This window comes from Microbacterium sp. CPCC 204701, from assembly GCF_004010105.1.
Taxonomy (GTDB): domain Bacteria; phylum Actinomycetota; class Actinomycetes; order Actinomycetales; family Microbacteriaceae; genus Microbacterium.
In genome coordinates, this window is sequence record NZ_RRYE01000035.1 from 1 (window position 1) to 16,514 (window position 16,514).

At 66.6% G+C, this 16,514-nt stretch carries 23 protein-coding genes; all 23 read left to right on the plus strand.

The features are described from left to right. The first annotated feature begins 175 nt into the window (after window positions 1–175). Complete coding sequence (locus tag EIO58_RS04575) at window positions 176–1,342, plus strand: nucleotide sugar dehydrogenase (RefSeq protein WP_127818499.1); 1,167 nt, start codon at window positions 176–178, stop codon at window positions 1,340–1,342. Between the two features lie 73 nt (window positions 1,343–1,415). Beyond that, window positions 1,416–3,263 (plus strand): DUF4012 domain-containing protein, encoded by a 1,848-nt coding sequence (locus EIO58_RS04580; RefSeq protein ID WP_127818500.1) that lies wholly within the window; start codon window positions 1,416–1,418, stop codon window positions 3,261–3,263. A 132-nt stretch (window positions 3,264–3,395) separates the two neighbouring features. After that, entirely contained in the window at window positions 3,396–4,838 is a 1,443-nt protein-coding gene (locus tag EIO58_RS04585; protein WP_240658565.1) for a sugar transferase, read from the plus strand. Between the two features lie 140 nt (window positions 4,839–4,978). After that, window positions 4,979–5,194, plus strand: coding sequence for an Rv0909 family putative TA system antitoxin (locus tag EIO58_RS04590; protein WP_127818502.1), 216 nt, complete (start codon window positions 4,979–4,981; stop codon window positions 5,192–5,194). Window positions 5,195–5,439: 245 nt separating this feature from the next. Next, on the plus strand, window positions 5,440–6,057 hold the full coding sequence (locus EIO58_RS04595; RefSeq protein ID WP_240658566.1) for a cell wall protein: 618 nt from the start codon (window positions 5,440–5,442) through the stop codon (window positions 6,055–6,057). Further along, a complete protein-coding gene (locus tag EIO58_RS04600) occupies window positions 6,054–7,823 on the plus strand; it encodes a DUF4012 domain-containing protein (RefSeq protein ID WP_127818504.1) in 1,770 nt (589 codons plus the stop codon). Before EIO58_RS04595 ends, EIO58_RS04600 begins: the two co-directional genes overlap by 4 nt. A gap of 464 nt (window positions 7,824–8,287) precedes the next feature. Beyond that, window positions 8,288–8,596, plus strand: a complete 309-nt coding sequence (gene rpsJ / locus EIO58_RS04605; protein WP_106816553.1) for a 30S ribosomal protein S10 — start codon at window positions 8,288–8,290, stop codon at window positions 8,594–8,596. Window positions 8,597–8,604: 8 nt separating this feature from the next. Then, window positions 8,605–9,264, plus strand: coding sequence for a 50S ribosomal protein L3 (rplC, locus tag EIO58_RS04610; protein ID WP_127818505.1), 660 nt, complete (start codon window positions 8,605–8,607; stop codon window positions 9,262–9,264). A 2-nt stretch (window positions 9,265–9,266) separates the two neighbouring features. Continuing rightward, on the plus strand, window positions 9,267–9,929 hold the full coding sequence (rplD, locus tag EIO58_RS04615) for a 50S ribosomal protein L4 (RefSeq protein ID WP_127818506.1): 663 nt from the start codon (window positions 9,267–9,269) through the stop codon (window positions 9,927–9,929). Beyond that, a complete protein-coding gene (rplW, locus tag EIO58_RS04620) occupies window positions 9,926–10,231 on the plus strand; it encodes a 50S ribosomal protein L23 (RefSeq protein WP_127818507.1) in 306 nt (101 codons plus the stop codon). The genes rplD and rplW overlap by 4 nt, the downstream gene beginning before the upstream one ends. A gap of 26 nt (window positions 10,232–10,257) precedes the next feature. After that, entirely contained in the window at window positions 10,258–11,097 is an 840-nt protein-coding gene (gene rplB / locus EIO58_RS04625) for a 50S ribosomal protein L2 (RefSeq protein ID WP_127818508.1), read from the plus strand. 12 nt (window positions 11,098–11,109) lie between these two features. Continuing rightward, window positions 11,110–11,391 (plus strand): 30S ribosomal protein S19, encoded by a 282-nt coding sequence (gene rpsS, locus EIO58_RS04630; protein WP_127818509.1) that lies wholly within the window; start codon window positions 11,110–11,112, stop codon window positions 11,389–11,391. Between the two features lie 26 nt (window positions 11,392–11,417). Next, window positions 11,418–11,816 (plus strand): 50S ribosomal protein L22, encoded by a 399-nt coding sequence (gene rplV, locus EIO58_RS04635; protein ID WP_127818510.1) that lies wholly within the window; start codon window positions 11,418–11,420, stop codon window positions 11,814–11,816. Then, window positions 11,816–12,571 carry a 30S ribosomal protein S3 gene (gene rpsC, locus EIO58_RS04640; RefSeq protein WP_127818511.1) on the plus strand — a complete coding sequence of 252 codons (756 nt, stop codon included), beginning with the start codon at window positions 11,816–11,818 and terminating at the stop codon, window positions 12,569–12,571. Before rplV ends, rpsC begins: the two co-directional genes overlap by 1 nt. After that, on the plus strand, window positions 12,571–12,990 hold the full coding sequence (gene rplP / locus EIO58_RS04645; RefSeq protein WP_067354305.1) for a 50S ribosomal protein L16: 420 nt from the start codon (window positions 12,571–12,573) through the stop codon (window positions 12,988–12,990). The genes rpsC and rplP overlap by 1 nt, the downstream gene beginning before the upstream one ends. Beyond that, a complete protein-coding gene (gene rpmC / locus EIO58_RS04650) occupies window positions 12,990–13,304 on the plus strand; it encodes a 50S ribosomal protein L29 (protein WP_045301493.1) in 315 nt (104 codons plus the stop codon). The genes rplP and rpmC overlap by 1 nt, the downstream gene beginning before the upstream one ends. Next, window positions 13,304–13,618 (plus strand): 30S ribosomal protein S17, encoded by a 315-nt coding sequence (rpsQ, locus tag EIO58_RS04655; protein WP_127818512.1) that lies wholly within the window; start codon window positions 13,304–13,306, stop codon window positions 13,616–13,618. Before rpmC ends, rpsQ begins: the two co-directional genes overlap by 1 nt. Continuing rightward, window positions 13,615–13,983, plus strand: coding sequence for a 50S ribosomal protein L14 (gene rplN / locus EIO58_RS04660; RefSeq protein WP_127818513.1), 369 nt, complete (start codon window positions 13,615–13,617; stop codon window positions 13,981–13,983). Before rpsQ ends, rplN begins: the two co-directional genes overlap by 4 nt. Before the next feature lie 2 nt (window positions 13,984–13,985). Then, entirely contained in the window at window positions 13,986–14,345 is a 360-nt protein-coding gene (gene rplX / locus EIO58_RS04665; RefSeq protein WP_127818514.1) for a 50S ribosomal protein L24, read from the plus strand. A 2-nt stretch (window positions 14,346–14,347) separates the two neighbouring features. Beyond that, the gene (rplE, locus tag EIO58_RS04670; protein WP_127818515.1) at window positions 14,348–14,935 is read left to right on the plus strand and encodes a 50S ribosomal protein L5; all 588 of its coding nucleotides are present in this window, start codon (window positions 14,348–14,350) and stop codon (window positions 14,933–14,935) included. A 139-nt stretch (window positions 14,936–15,074) separates the two neighbouring features. Next, the gene (gene rpsH, locus EIO58_RS04675) at window positions 15,075–15,473 is read left to right on the plus strand and encodes a 30S ribosomal protein S8 (RefSeq protein WP_127818516.1); all 399 of its coding nucleotides are present in this window, start codon (window positions 15,075–15,077) and stop codon (window positions 15,471–15,473) included. 6 nt (window positions 15,474–15,479) lie between these two features. Next, window positions 15,480–16,016 carry a 50S ribosomal protein L6 gene (rplF, locus tag EIO58_RS04680; protein WP_127818517.1) on the plus strand — a complete coding sequence of 179 codons (537 nt, stop codon included), beginning with the start codon at window positions 15,480–15,482 and terminating at the stop codon, window positions 16,014–16,016. Between the two features lie 2 nt (window positions 16,017–16,018). Further along, window positions 16,019–16,378, plus strand: coding sequence for a 50S ribosomal protein L18 (gene rplR / locus EIO58_RS04685; RefSeq protein WP_127818518.1), 360 nt, complete (start codon window positions 16,019–16,021; stop codon window positions 16,376–16,378). Window positions 16,379–16,514 lie beyond the last annotated feature (136 nt).

Sequence of the window (16,514 nt, forward strand, 5' to 3'; positions counted from 1 at the left end):
AGCGAGCGGTTCGCCGCACTGGATGCCGCACGAACGGAGGTCAAAGCCAAACTCGACGCCCATCTTCCCGAGGTCAAAGCGCGCTCGATCATGCAGGCCGACCTCATCGCGACGCTCGTCCGTGCCCCACGATGACGCCGGCTGCGCCCCGGAGAGCCGGGATACGCTTCTCGGCATGAAGATCGCCATCGTCGGCACCGGCTATGTCGGGTTGTCGAACGCCATTCTGCTCGCCCAGCGTCACCAGGTGGTCGCTGTCGACATCGACGCGCACAAGGTCGAGCTGCTGAGTCGGCGCCGTTCGCCGATCGTCGATGTCGATATCGAGGAGTACCTCGCGACGCGCGAGCTCGACCTCACGGCGACGCTCGACGCGGAGTCGGCATATCGCGACGCGGATTTCGTCGTCGTGGCGACGCCCACCAACTACGACGACGTGACCAACTTCTTCGACACCTCGTCGGTCGAGGCGGTGATCGATGCGGTACTGGCCGTGAACCCGCAGGCCGCGATCATCATCAAGTCCACAGTTCCCGTGGGGTTCACCGCCCGCATGGTCGCAGACCGCCCCGGAGCGACGATCGTCTTCTCGCCCGAGTTCCTCCGAGAAGGTCGTGCCCTACACGACAACCTCCACCCGTCGCGCATCGTCGTCGGCGATCAAGGCCCCGCCGGACGGCGATTCGCAGACCTTCTGCGCGAAGGGGCTCTGGACGATGACGTGCCGGTGCTTCTGACCGATCCGACCGAAGCCGAAGCGATCAAGCTCTTCGCCAACACCTACCTCGCCTTGAGAGTCGCGTACTTCAACGAGCTCGACACCTACGCGGCCGTTCACGGGCTCGACACGCGGCACATCATCGAGGGCGTCGGGCTCGATCCCCGCATCGGCATGCACTACAACAACCCCTCGTTCGGCTATGGCGGCTATTGCCTGCCCAAAGACACCAAGCAGCTGCTGGCGAACTATTCGGAAGTGCCGCAGAACCTCATCGCGGCGATCGTCGACGCCAACCGCACTCGCAAAGACTTCGTCGCCGCTGACATCCTCGCCCGCGATCCCGAGACGGTCGGTGTCTATCGTCTTGTGATGAAATCGGGCTCCGACAACTTCCGGGACTCGTCAATCCAGGGCATCATGAAGCGAGTCAAAGCCAAGGGGATCAACGTCCTCGTCTACGAGCCCGAGCTCGAAGACGACGACTTCTTCCACTCGGAAGTCGTCCGCGACCTCGACGACTTCAAGGCCCGTGCCGACGTGATCGTCGCCAACCGGTCGACGGAGGTGCTCGCCGATGTCGCGCACAAGGTGTACACGCGTGACATCTATGGACGTGACTGATACCCACGCGGCGTGTGCAGCCATGCGCGCGTCTCTCGGCTCGAGCTCAGTTCGCTCGATGTAGCATCCTGGGATGCCACCCCAGTCCTCCGGGCGCTTCCGCCAAGGTCGCGCCGGCAATCATGCGCCAGCGCCGCGACGTCGGCGCCGCTGGCCATGGGTCCTTCTCGGCACCTTCGTCGTCCTCGGCGGTGTGGCCGCGGTGGGAGGGGTGTTCGGTTTGCAGGCCCTCGAAGTCCGCGGTGACCTCATGGCGGCGAAGGCGCAGCTCGGCTCGCTGACACAGGCCTACAAGGACGGAGACACCGCCCAACTGCAACAGGTCGGTTCAGAGGTGCTGGAGCTTACGACCCGCGCAGACACGACTGTCCAAGGGCCCCTCTGGGACGCGGCATCCGCCCTTCCCGTCGTGGGAGCCAACGTCGCAGCGGTGAAGATCGCCACGGAGGCGACGCACGTCATCGTGCGGGACGCCCTTCCTTCGGGCATCGAGCTGCTCGGAATCATGTCGCCCGACAAGCTGAAGGTCGAAGGCGGCGGCATCAACCTCGCCCCGTTCCAGCAGGCGCAGCAGACCCTTCCGCAGATCAAGGGTGTTCTCGCCGAAGCCGAGACCAAGATCGCAGACATCGATAGGGCAGCGCTGCTGCCGGTGGTCGACGAGGCGGTCGGCCAGCTCATCGACGTCGTCGATCAGGCGGGTCCGCTTCTCGACACCGCGGAACAGCTGTTGCCGGTCGCCCTTCGCCTGGCAGGTTCGGAAGGGCAGCGGAACTACCTCGTCGTGTTCCAGAACAACGCGGAGATCCGGGCGACCGGCGGGAATGCCGCGACCTCTACGATCATCCGCGCGGATCAGGGCAAGATCGAGAAGCTCGGAAACGATGACGTCGAGGACTTTCATGTCGCGGGGGTCAACGGCTGGCTGGACGTCGACATGCCCCAGGAGCTGGTGGCACTCTATGAGGGAGACTTCACGAAGAACGCCCAGAACTTCACGCGCACCCCGGACTTTCCGACCACGGCGTGGCTTTTCTCCGAACTGTGGACGCAGACGAATGACTCGCAGCTCGACGGCGTGATCTCGATCGACCCGGTCGCGCTGTCGTACATGCTCGCCGCCACCGGCCCGGTCCCCCTCGAGGACGGAACCGAGATCAACGCCGACAACGCCGTCAAGCTGCTGTTGAGCGACGCGTATGAGCGTTTCGGTACCAACGGCCTCGCTGCGGACGCGTTCTTCGGAGATGTCGCCGAGCGGGTCTTCGACAAGATCGCGAGTGGTTCGTGGGAGCCGACCGCGATGATCGATCAGGTCCTGCGCTCCGTCGAGGAGCAGCGCATCTACGCGTGGTTCCCGCGCGAGGACGAGAATGCCATCGCAGTGCAGTTCAACGTCGACGGGGCACTTACCTCTGACAACACAGAGGCGACGCAGATCGGCATCTATCTCAACAACGCGTCGTACAGCAAGCTCGAGTACTACCTTTCGACGTCGATGAGCGTCACGTGCGACGCGGCTGCACGTACTGTGACGACGTCGCTGACGATGAACTCCACCGTTCCCGGCAACGACCTGAGCGGGTACACGCTAGCCTGGCGAAACCCTTCGATGGACCTGCCCCGGACGACGATGATCCTCGATGCGCTGTCGGTCGCCCCGCCCGGGTCGACGATCACCGCGATCGATCCCGCCGTTGGCGACATCGAACGCTGGAATCGCGACGGCGTCGAGAAGGGGCACCCACTCTTCAGCCGCACGATGCTGCTGCCGAAGGGGGAGACCAAGACCGTCTCGTTCACCGCCACTATGCCGGAGGGCCCCCTCGGGCCGCTCGAGGTGCGCCACTCGCCCACGGTGACGACGACGCCAGCCTCGATCGACCCGTCATGCAGTGCTCTGTTCCCCGAGGCCGGATGAGCGTCGCGCGGCTTTTCACGCCGACTGTAAGATGCGGATAAGTCTGTCCGATTGATGGATGGAACACCAAGGGGAGCCGGTACCGAGGCTCGCCTCGTCCGCATCCACACAGATTCGGCCCATCCCCCAAGCATGACCCAGAGCACCAGGTTCCCTCGCGACGTGGATTGGCCGCGCCAGTACGCGAGCCGACTGTTCTTCTCAGATGTGACAGTCGTCGCCTTCACATTGGCGCTCTATGGTTGGCTGGCGCTGGATCTTCTCACTGAGCCGTTGGCCTGGCCCTCAGGGCCCGAGGTTCCTTACTGGGGCTTCCTCATCGCCCTGGGCATTGTGTGGCTGCTCTGCCTCGATGCCATCGATACGCGCGACCGCCACATCGTCGGCCATGGCATCACGGAGTATCGCCGCATCGTCAACGCCACGCTGATGGTGTTCGCGATTGTCATCGCGATCGCGTTCTTCCTGCGGATCGATGTCGCGCGCTCCTTGTTTGTTGTCGCCTTGCCGGTGGGCCTCGTCGGTCTGCTCTTCTCCCGCTGGGTGTGGCGGCAATGGCTGCGCGCCCGCCAACGCAACGGACGGTACATCTACCGCGCCATCGTGGTGGGCGAGCGTTCCAAGATCGGGCACATCGCCGGTCAGATCAACCGGACACCCGACTCAGGATTCGTCATCGTCGCGGCGCTCGCGCCAGGGGAGCGTGCCCCGATAGCCGGAGTGCCCGTTCTGGGCGACTACAGCGAGGCGGGCGAGGTCGTCGACGATGTCGGCGCCGACACGGTGATTATCGCGGGATCGGACCACCTCGATCCGGTGGCGATGCGCCGGCTCGGGTGGGAGATGGCGGATCGTGATGTGAACTGGGTAGTGGCTCCCGCGCTCACCGATGTCGCCGGCCCGCGGATCCACGCGCGCCCGGTCGCAGGGCTTCCGCTCGTCCATGTCGACTTCCCGACGCTCGAGGGGTACGCGCGCGTGGCGAAGCGGACGTTCGACATCATCGGCTCGTCGCTGATCATCCTGTTGCTGTCGCCCGTGATGATCGCCACCGCAATCGCGATCCGCGCGGACGGACCCGGCCCCACCTTCTACCGGCAGACGCGGATCGGACGCCGCGGGCGCGAGTTCGGCATGCTCAAGTTCCGGTCGATGGCCGCGAACGCCGACGATCAGCTCGCGAGCCTCCTCGACGTGCAGGGGACCACGGACAAGCCGCTGTTCAAGGTCACGAACGATCCGCGCATCACGAGGGTCGGGCGCGTCATCCGCAAGTACTCCATCGACGAGCTACCGCAGCTTTTCAACGTGCTCGCCGGCGAGATGAGCCTCGTCGGACCCCGCCCGCAGCGCGCCGCCGAGGTCGCCCTGTACGACGACGACGCCCATCGTCGCCTGTTGGTCAAGCCGGGGATGAGCGGCCTGTGGCAGGTCAGCGGCCGCTCCACGCTGACGTGGGAGGACGCGGTCCGCCTCGACCTCTACTACGTCGAGAACTGGTCGTTCACGCAGGACATCCAGATCCTCTTCCGGACGGTCAGGGCCGTCCTCGCCCCGGGCGAGACCGCGCACTGACGGAAACTCGCTGAACCGCCCGCCCCGTCTCCGAGACGTCCGGCGCTCCTGCCTCCTGTTCCCGCCGGGACTGGTGGCCGCGCCATCCGTCACGACAGAATGTCCTCGTGCGCCCCAGCCGGCGTCGAGAAGGAGCAGACATGGGTATCGACGACCTCGTCAACCAGGGCAAGGAGTTCCTGGAACAGAACAAGGACAAGATCGACGATGTGATCAAGTCCGATCAAGCGGAGGATGTCAGCGACAACGTTCTCGATGCCGCTGCGGACTTCGTCAAGAAGGTCGCACCCGACAGCATCGACCAGCATGTCGACGGCGTCCGCGACAACATCGACAAAGCCGTCGGCAAAGAATAACGCGCGCGATCCGGGCAGGCGGCCTGAGATGTCTCAGGCCGCTTCGTCGTGCGCCGGCGCGAACGCGGATCCGCTGAAGATGGATCTTGCCGCCGCCGTGCGCTAGGGTGAGACGACCTGCACGTGGGATGCAGGACTGTCCGCTGGGGAGTGGACAGCACGCTGGGGAGACTCGGTCCATCCGATTTGACGATGGGTCGTGCGCCGCCACTGGGGAGGCTGAAATGTTGCGCAGGATTCTGTCTGTGGTCGGCGTTGCCGCGGCACTGACGCTCGGAGCGTCTGGTGCCGCGAATGCACTCGACGGCTATACGCCGCCGCCGCCGTCGTCGGCGACGCTCGCCGGTACGTCCGTCATCTCGGATTGCGAGCGGGACGCACCGTGGATCAACTACCACATCGTGCTCACCGACCCGGATGGCCAGGTGACGAACCACGAAGCGGTGCTGGTGCTCTCTGCGGAGGGTCAGTCTGTGGAGGTGCCGCTCGGGACCATCGTGGGCGGGGAGCTGTCGGGCAGGGTGCTCTGGCCCGGCGCCTCCGTTGACGGAAGCGGAAACCCGACCGGCTGGCCGGGGTGGGCGTTCGAGAACGGCCGATGGGTCGAGACGAGCGGGAACTACGCCTGGACGCGTGGTGAGATCTCTGCGCTGATCCGCGTGAACCCCGACCTCGAGGTTCCGCTGGCGTACCCGCCTGCGACGGCGCCGTGCGCGGATCCAACCTCGGTCTCGGTCGGCACTGCCGCGATCCTGCCTACCACCGGCAGCGCGCTGCCCGTGGTAGCCCTATGCGCGGGCGTTCTGCTCGTCGGCGTGGGCGGTGCAGCCATCGCGCACCGCCGACGGCGCACGGCGCGATGAGTGTCGCCCGAACTCGACTGCGCTCTCGCCGCACGGCGGTCCTCGTCGCGGGCGCGGTACTGGCGGCGCTCGTCATCGCCGGGGTGTGGGTGTGCGTCCGTGGGCTCATGGCGAAGGCCGAACTGGAGGATGCGCAGTCGCTGGTCGGGTCACTGCAGCAGGCGACCGCCGAGCGCGCTCTCCCCGGCGAAGCCGACCTGAACGTCCTCGCGCTTCACACCGGACGGGCAGCGGAGCTCACTGGCGACCCGATATGGAGGGCAGCCGAGATACTTCCGTTCGTCGGTCCGAACCTCGAAGCCGTCCGCGTGGTCTCGGCGGAGATGGATCACATCGTCTCTGATGCGGTCGCGCCGCTCCTGTCGGCCGCTCAAGATCTCACGGGCGGCTTCCGTGCCGCGGACGGGGCGATCGATGTCGAGGCGTTGGAGCGGCTGCAAGGCCCGGCGTCGCAGGCACGCGACGTCCTCGACGCCGCCGCCCGGCGTCTGGAGGGGGTCGACGCCGACGCGGTGGTCGAACCCGTCGGCGAGGGGCTGGCCCGGCTGGGCGAGGTCGTTGCCCTGCTGCGGCCTGCCGTAACGACGCTCGACGACGCCACTGCCCTGGTGCCGCCCGTGCTTGGAGCGGACTCGCCGCGGACGATCCTGGTCGCGCTTCAGAACAACGCCGAACTGCGCACCGGAGGCGGCATCACGGGCTCATTCGTCGAGCTCACCGCCGAGGCGGGCCGCCTCACGATGACCGCGCAGGCCGACTCGTCGCACTTCGCATCGCGGGACGACGACATCCTGGCTGTGCCCGAGTCCGTCACCGCGCTGTACGGGGACCGCGTCGGACGGTTCGTTCAGAATGCCGCCATGGCCGCAGACTTCGAACTGACCGCCGGACTGGTCTCGGAATGGTGGCGTACGCTCACGGGGCGCACCCCCGATGTCGTGGTCTCGGTCGATCCTCTGGTGCTGCAGGCGATCCTGCGTGTGACCGGACCGATCCAGGCCGCGGGCCAGGAGTTCACCCCGGATGAGCTCGTCCCCCGACTCCTGATCGATCCGTACATGTACCTCCGCGCGGAAGTGCAGTCGGAGTTGTTCCACGAAGTCGCGGCGGCGGCGTTCTCGCGGCTCACGTCCGCAGATGTCGACCTCGTCGCGCTGATGACCGCGTTGGCCGAGCCGGTCGAGCAGGGCAGAGTCTCGATGTGGAGCGCTCACGAAGCAGAGCAGAACGTGCTCGAGCGCACGATCCTTGCCGGACCGGCCGCACGACAAGCTCGCGCGGGGGACGACGCCTTCGCGGTGTACCTGAACGATGCGACCGGCGGCAAGATGGACACCTTCCTCGAGGTTGCGATCGGCTGGGGCGTCGCCGATTGTCGCGCGGACGATCATCGGGACATCGTCGTCTCGGTGACGCTCGCCAACCGCGCCCCGGCCGACGCCGCTTCCGTCTTCCCCCCGAGCATGACAGGCGGGGGATGGTACGGCGTGCGCCCGGGCGACATCGCAACGAACGTCGCGGTCTCGGCGCCGGCCGGGTCGTTCCTCGCCGGTGTCTCGGTCGGCAACTCGGCCAGTGGGTCGGCCGAAGCGCAGGACGCCGGGTTCCCCGTCGCGGCCGCACGTGTCGACCTCGCACCCGGCGAGTCGACCACCGTGGACTTCCGGTTCGTCTCCGCAGATCCGGGCGACCTTACACCCGTCATCCTGCACACGCCGATGCTGCAGTCACCCGACATCGCGCAGATGCCGGCCGCCTGCCTCTGAGTCGTCGCGGGGACCACTCCGGGTGATCCTGGGAGGGCGCCGAGCATACTGACGCGCGACACGCCCGAGTTTGCGACACGCCCGGGCTGCACGTAGACTAGCGAGGTTCCACATTCCGGCGCCCCTTTTGGCGTGCACCGGATCACTGCCAGGGCAGTGCATAGGCGGCGCCTGTCTGCGGAGTAGACGACTACTTCACAGCACAGTGCGCAGGGTCCTAGGCCGCGGGCAGCAGAACCACCACATCTCCAATCCTCCCTCTTCGGACACAGTTCCGCGCGGGTGGAGAACGGATGCCGGAAGCGGCGCTTCGGCGCGGCCCCCGGATTGACAGCAGAACAGCGGTGCCCCTCGACGGGCTCGGAGGCCGGAAGGCCGCCAGCCGCGAGGAACATGCCCGGCGCGCGAGCGCCATGTGCGTCCAATGCCCGAGAGGTACGACGCGGAAAGAGAGTGAGCAGACAATGGCGGGACAGAAGATCCGCATTCGCCTGAAGTCGTACGACCACGAGGTCATCGACTCGTCGGCACGCAAGATCGTCGACACCGTGACCCGTGCGGGCGCGACTGTCGTGGGCCCCGTGCCCCTTCCGACCGAGAAGAACGTGATCGCCGTGATCCGTTCTCCCCACAAGTACAAGGACAGCCGCGAGCACTTCGAGATGCGCACCCACAAGCGTCTGATCGACATCGTCGACCCGACGCCGAAGGCCGTCGACTCGCTCATGCGCCTGGACCTCCCCGCTGACGTCAACATCGAGATCAAGCTCTGAGGTTCGACATGGCACACATCAACGAAAAGGCTTCCAAGGGCCTGCTCGGCACCAAGCTCGGCATGACCCAGGTCTGGGACGAGAACGGCAAGCTCGTTCCCGTCACCGTCATCGAGATCGCTCCGAACGTCGTCACCCAGGTGCGCACGCCCGAGAAGGACGGCTACAACGCCGTCCAGATCGCCTACGGCCAGATCGACCCCCGCAAGGTGAACAAGCCCCTCACGGCCCACTTCGAGGCCGCCGGGGTCACGCCGCGCCGCCACCTCACCGAGATCCGCACCGCGGACGCTGCTGACTACTCACTCGGTCAGGAGCTCACGGCTGAGGGCACGTTCGAGGCCGGCCAGCTGGTCGACGTGGTCGGCACCAGCAAGGGCAAGGGCACCGCGGGTGTCATGAAGCGCCACAACTTCAAGGGTGTCTCCGCTTCGCACGGTGCGCACCGCAACCACCGCAAGCCCGGTTCGATCGGCGCCTCGTCGACCCCGAGCCGCGTGTTCAAGGGCATGCGCATGGCCGGCCGTATGGGTGGCGAGCGCGTGACCGTCCTCAATCTCACGGTGCACGCCGTCGACGCGGAGAAGGGTCTGCTGCTCGTCAAGGGCGCCGTCCCCGGCGCGCGCGGCCGCATCGTCTACGTCCGCAACGCAGTGAAGGGTGCCTGATCATGGCTGACTCGACTCTCGCGCTCGACGTCGTGAAGGCAGACGGAAAGAAGGCCGGCTCGATCGAGCTGCCCGCCGCGCTGTTCGACGTCAAGACGAACATCCCGCTCATCCACCAGGTCGTCGTCGCGCAGCTCGCGGCGGCACGCCAGGGCACCCACTCGACCAAGCGTCGTGGTGAGGTCTCGGGCGCCGGCCGCAAGCCCTTCAAGCAGAAGGGCACGGGTAACGCCCGCCAGGGCTCGATCCGTGCGCCCCAGATGACCGGCGGTGGCATCGTGCACGGCCCGAAGCCGCGCGACTACTCGCAGCGCACGCCCAAGAAGATGATCGCCGCCGCCCTGCTGGGTGCGCTCAGCGACCGTGCTCGCGGCGAGCGTCTCCACGTGGTCGAGTCGTTCGACATCGAGGGCGCGCCCTCGACGAAGGCCGCCGCGTCGGTCTTCGCTTCGCTCGGCGCGACCAAGAACGTGCTCGTCGTGGTCGACCGCGACGACGACCTCAGCGTGCTGAGCGTCCGCAACATCGCGTTCGCCCACGTGCTGCCGTTCGACCAGCTGAACGCCTACGACGTGCTCGTCTCGGACGACATCGTCTTCACCAAGGCTGCCTTCGACGCGTTCGTCGCCTCGAGGACCGCCACCACCGAGGAGGTCTCGGCATGAGCAACATCGCCGTCAACAAGGACCCGCGCGACATCATCCTGAAGCCGGTCGTCTCCGAGAAGAGCTACGGGCTCATCGACGAGGGCAAGTACACGTTCCTCGTCGACCCGCGCGCCTCGAAGACCGAGATCAAGCTCGCGATCGAGAAGATCTTCGGTGTCAAGGTGGCCGCGGTCAACACGATCAACCGCGTCGGCAAGGCACGCCGCACCCGCTTCGGCACCGGCAAGCGCAAAGACACCAAGCGCGCCATCGTGACCCTGAAGTCGGGCACCATCGACATCTTCACGGCAGTCGGCTGACGGTCGAGACAGAGGACTAGAGAACTATGGCTATTCGCAAGTACAAGCCCACGACCCCGGGTCGCCGCGGCTCGTCGGTGGCCGACTTCGCCGAGATCACCCGATCGACGCCCGAGAAGTCGCTCCTCCGCCCGCTCAGCAAGACCGGTGGCCGCAACAACCAGGGCCGCATCACCACCCGCCACATCGGCGGTGGACACAAGCGCCAGTACCGTCTCATCGACTTCCGTCGCAACGACAAGGACGGCATCGACGCGAAGGTCGCTCACATCGAGTACGACCCCAACCGCACCGCGCGCATCGCGCTGCTGCACTACAAGGACGGCGAGAAGCGCTACATCCTCGCGCCGAACAAGCTGCAGCAGGGTGACATCGTCGAGTCGGGCCCGAGCGCCGACATCAAGCCGGGCAACAACCTGCCGCTGCGCAACATCCCGACCGGCACCGTGATCCACGCCATCGAGCTCCGTCCCGGTGGCGGCGCGAAGATGGCCCGCTCGGCGGGCGTCTCGGTGCGTCTCGTCGCCAAGGACGGCCCCTACGCCCAGCTGCGTCTGCCCTCGGGCGAGATCCGCAACGTCGACGCGCGCTGCCGCGCGACCGTCGGCGAGGTCGGCAACGCCGAGCAGTCGAACATCAACTGGGGCAAGGCCGGCCGCAAGCGCTGGAAGGGCGTCCGCCCGACCGTCCGCGGTGTCGCCATGAACCCTGTCGACCACCCTCACGGTGGTGGTGAGGGCAAGACCTCCGGTGGTCGTCACCCTGTTTCGCCGTGGGGCCAGGCCGAAGGCCGAACCCGTCACGCGAACAAGGAAAGCGACAAGTACATCGTTCGCCGTCGCAACGCCGGCAAGAAGCGCAAGTAGGAGTAGAGGAAGATGCCTCGCAGCCTTAAGAAGGGCCCCTTCGTCGACGAGCACCTGCTTCGCAAGGTCGTCTCGCAGAACGAAGCCAACACGAAGAACGTCATCAAGACCTGGTCGCGTCGTTCGATGATCGTCCCGGCCATGCTCGGCCACACGATCGCCGTTCACGACGGTCGCAAGCACATCCCCGTGTTCGTGACCGAGACCATGGTCGGCCACAAGCTGGGCGAGTTCGCGCCCACCCGCACCTTCCGCGGCCACGTGAAGGACGACAAGAAGGGCCGTCGCCGCTGACGCGGCGACGCATAGAGGAGAGAGAAATGGTGGAGTCCATCGCACGCGTGCGACACATCCGCGTGACCCCTCAGAAGGCTCGTCGTGTCGTCGCCCTCATCAAGGGCAGGCAGGCCGAGGAGGCCCTGGCCATCCTCAAGTTCGCGCCGCAGGGTGCGAGCGAGCCGATCTACAAGCTCGTCGCCTCGGCGATCGCGAACGCTCGCGTGAAGGCCGACAAGGACGGCGAGTACCTGGACGAGCAGGACCTGTACGTGAAGAACGCGTACGTCGACGAGGGCACGACGCTCAAGCGTTTCCGGCCCCGCGCGCAGGGTCGTGCCTTCCAGATCAAGAAGCGCACGAGCCACATCACCGTCGTGCTCTCGACCCCTGAGGTCGCGGAGACGGCGCCGGCTGCCACGAGCAAGAAGGCGAGCAAGTAATGGGACAGAAGGTCAACCCGTACGGCTTCCGCCTCGGCATCACCACGGACCACGTGTCGCGTTGGTTCTCGGACTCGACGAAGCCCGGACAGCGCTACGCCGACTACGTGGCCGAGGACATCAAGATCCGTCGCCTGCTGACGACGTCGCTGGACCGCGCCGGCGTCAGCAACATCGAGATCGAGCGCACGCGCGACCGCGTCCGCGTCGACATCCACACCGCCCGCCCGGGCATCGTGATCGGTCGCCGCGGCGCCGAGGCCGAGCGCATCCGCACCGACCTCGAGAAGCTCACCGGCAAGCAGATCCAGCTGAACATCCTCGAGGTCAAGAACCCCGAGGCCGACGCCCAGCTCGTCGCGCAGGGCATCGCCGAGCAGCTCACCGCTCGTGTGGCGTTCCGTCGCGCGATGCGCAAGGGCCTGCAGGGCGCGCAGCGCGCCGGCGCCAAGGGCGTCCGCGTCCAGGTCTCCGGCCGCCTCGGCGGCGCCGAGATGAGCCGCTCGGAGTTCTACCGCGAGGGTCGTGTGCCGCTGCACACCCTGCGCGCGAACATCGACTACGGCTTCTACGAGGCGAAGACCACCTTCGGCCGCATCGGCGTGAAGGTGTGGATCTACAAGGGCGACCTGACCAACAAGGAGCTCGCGCGCGAGCAGGCGAACCAGAAGCCGGCGCGTGAGCGCGGCGACCGCCGTGGCCCGCGCGGCGACCGTCGCAACGAGGCCCCCGTGGCAGAAGGAGCGTCGGCGTAATGCTCATCCCCCGCAAGGTCAAGTACCGCAAGCAGCACCACCCCAAGCGCGATGGCCAGGCCACCGGCGGCACGAAGGTCTCCTTCGGCGAGTTCGGCATCCAGGCCCTCACGCCCGCTTACGTGACCAACCGTCAGATCGAGTCCGCTCGTATCGCGATGACGCGTCACATCAAGCGTGGCGGCAAGGTGTGGATCAACATCTACCCCGACCGACCGCTGACCAAGAAGCCCGCCGAGACCCGCATGGGCTCGGGCAAGGGCTCGCCGGAATGGTGGGTCGCGAACGTCAAGCCGGGTCGCGTCCTCTTCGAGGTCGCTGGCGTCAACGAGCAGCTCGCTCGCGAGGCCCTGACCCGTGCCATCCACAAGCTGCCTCTCAAGGCACGCATCATCAAGCGCGAGGAGGGCGACGCGTAATGGCGATCGGCACCAAGACGCTCGCCCCGAGCGAGCTCGACACGTTCGAAGACCAGCGCCTGGTCGAGGAGCTGCGCAAGGCCAAGGAAGAGCTGTTCAACCTGCGCTTCCAGTCGGCCACCGGCCAGCTCGAGAGCCACGGCCGCATCCGGGCCGTCAAGCGCGACATCGCGCGGCTCTACACCGTGATCCGTGAGCGCGAGCTCGGCATCCGTGCCACTCCCGCTCCGCTGGAGACGGCGACCAAGGCGAAGAAGACGAAGGCCAAGAAGGCGGATGCCGCTGACGAGGCTGCGAAGGAAGAGGCCGAGTGATGGCTGACAAGAAGCAGGCCACTGAGGTCGAGCATGGCGAGCACGACGTCCGCGACGTCAACGCGCGCGGCTACCGCAAGGCCCGCCGCGGCTACGTCGTGAGCGACAAGATGGACAAGACGATCGTCGTCGAGGTCGAGGACCGCGTGAAGCACCCCCTCTACGGCAAGGTCATCCGTCGGACGTCGAAGGTCAAGGCGCACGATGAGGGCAACACTGCCGGCATCGGCGACCTCGTCCTCATCAACGAGACCCGTCCGCTGAGCGCCACGAAGCGCTGGCGCCTGGTCGAGATCCTGGAGAAGGCCAAGTGATTCAGAACGAGTCCCGCCTCAAGGTCGCCGACAACACGGGCGCCAAGGAGCTGCTCACCATCCGCGTTCTCGGCGGCTCGAACCGTCGCTACGCCGGTCTCGGTGACATCATCGTGGCGACCGTCAAGGACGCGATCCCGGGTGGCAACGTGAAGAAGGGCGACGTGGTCAAGGCCGTCGTCGTCCGCACCGTCAAGTCGACCCGTCGTCCCGACGGCTCGTACATCAAGTTCGACGAGAACGCCGCCGTCATCCTGAAGAACGACGGGGAGCCCCGCGGCACCCGCATCTTCGGACCGGTCGGCCGTGAGCTTCGCGACAAGAAGTTCATGAAGATCGTCTCGCTCGCCCCGGAGGTCATCTGATCATGGCGAACATCAAGAAGGGCGACCTGGTTCAGGTCATCACGGGCGCCAAGCCCGAGCGTGGCGGCGACCGCGGCAAGCAGGGCAAGGTCCTCGAGGTCCTCACCGAGCAGAACCGCGTCATCGTCGAGGGCGTGAACTACGTCACCAAGCACACCCGCGTCGGCCAGTCCCAGCGCGGCACCAAGACGGGCGGCATCGAGACGATGGAAGCCCCGATCCACATCTCCAACGTCCAGATCGTCGACCCCTCGACCAAGAAGCCGACCCGTGTCGGCCACCGTGTCGAGGAGCAGACGAAGGATGGCGTCAAGCGCACGGTCCGCGTGCGCTACGCGAAGAAGTCAGGCAAGGACCTCTGAACATGAGCACCGCCACTGCCGTGGAGGCTGGCAAGATCCAGCCCCGCCTCAAGCAGAAGTACAAGGCCGAGATCCAGCAGAAGCTGCAGGAGGAGTTCGGCTACAAGAACGTCATGCAGATCCCTGGCCTGGTCAAGGTCGTGGTGAACACCGGTGTCGGCGAGGCAGCTCGCGACAGCAAGGTGATCGATGGTGCGGTCGACGACCTCACCAAGATCACCGGCCAGAAGCCGGTCGTCACCAAGGCTCGCAAGTCGATCGCGCAGTTCAAGCTGCGCGAGGGCCAGCCCATCGGCGCGCACGTGACTCTTCGCGGCGACCGTGCATGGGAGTTCGTCGACCGCCTCGTCAACCTGGCCCTGCCCCGCATCCGCGACTTCCGCGGCCTGTCGGGCAAGCAGTTCGACGGCCACGGAAACTACACGTTCGGTCTCCAGGAGCAGTCCGTGTTCCACGAGATCAACCAGGACAAGATCGACCGCGTGCGGGGCTTCGACATCACCATCGTGACGTCGGCGACCACGGACGACGAGGGCCGCGCGCTCCTGCGCCACCTCGGCTTCCCGCTCCGCAACGAGGACCAGGCCTGACATCGGATTCCGGATGCCTCGGCCCGGGCGCATGCGCGGGCCGAGGCATCCTGAACCAAGCACAACCGAATATCGCAGTCATCGAAGGTCGTCTGTCGTGTAACGGCAGCCGAAACCTCGTGAACAAAGGAATCAACAAATGACAATGACAGACCCGGTCGCAGACATGCTGACCCGTCTGCGCAACGCGAACTCGGCGCACCACGACTCCGTGTCGCTGCCGAGCTCCAAGCTCAAGACCCACATCGCCGAGATCCTCAAGCAGGAGGGCTATATCGCAGCCTGGGAGGTCAGCGACGCACGCGTCGGCCAGACCCTCACCCTGACGCTCAAGTACGGCCCGAACCGCGAGCGGTCGATCGCCGGCATCAAGCGCGTCTCGAAGCCCGGCCTGCGCGTCTACGCGAAGTCGAACGAGATCCCCCGTGTCCTCGGTGGTCTCGGCGTCGCGATCCTGTCCACCTCCTCCGGTCTTCTCACGGACCGTCAGGCAGAGCAGAAGGGCGTGGGTGGGGAAGTCCTCGCCTACGTGTGGTGATCTGACATGTCGCGTATCGGTCGTCTTCCGATCGACATCCCCGCCGGTGTGACCGTCACGGTCGAAGGCCAGGATGTCGCCGTCAAGGGCCCCAAGGGCGAGCTCGCGCTCACCGTGGCCAGTCCCATCGAGGTCAAGGTCGAGGAGGACCAGGTCGTCGTGACCCGTCCCGACGACGAGCGCTCCTCGCGCTCGCTCCACGGCCTCACCCGCACGCTCATCAACAACAACATCATCGGTGTCACCCAGGGCTACACCAAGGGCCTCGAGGTCGTCGGCACGGGTTACCGCGTGGCGCAGAAGGGCGCGGCGGTCGAGTTCGCTCTCGGCTTCTCGCACCCCGTCCTCGTCGAGCCGCCTGCCGGGATCACCCTGACCGTCGAGGGCAACAACAAGCTCACGGTCTCGGGCATCGACAAGCAGGCCGTCGGCGAGGCGGCTGCCAACATCCGCAAGATCCGCAAGCCCGAGCCGTACAAGGGCAAGGGTGTGCGCTACGCCGGCGAGGTCGTCCGGCGCAAGGCCGGAAAGGCTGGTAAGTAACCATGGCTGTGAAGTCGAAGTCCGACGCGCGAGCGCGTCGTCACGCCCGCCTTCGCAAGAAGGTCGTCGGCACGACCGAGCGTCCGCGCCTGGTCGTGACGCGTTCGGCGCGCCACGTGTTCGTGCAGCTCGTCGACGACAGCAAGGGCCACACGCTGGCCTCGGCCTCGACGCTCGAGACCGATCTGCGTGCCACCGACGCCGACAAGACCGCCAAGGCGCGCAAGGTCGGCGAGCTCCTCGCGGAGCGCGCGAAGGCCGCCGGCGTCTCGGACGTCGTGTTCGACCGTGGCGGCAACCGCTACGCGGGCCGTGTCGCGGCGATCGCCGATGGCGCGCGCGAAGGAGGTCTGAACCTGTGAGTGACAACAAGGAGAACATCGTGACCGAGCAGGCAGCTGCCGAGGCTCCGGCCGAGGCCGCTACGGCGCCCGCCGAGCGCGAGCGCGAGCCGCGCCGCGGCGGTCGCGAGCGCAACCCCAACCGCGACCGCGGTGG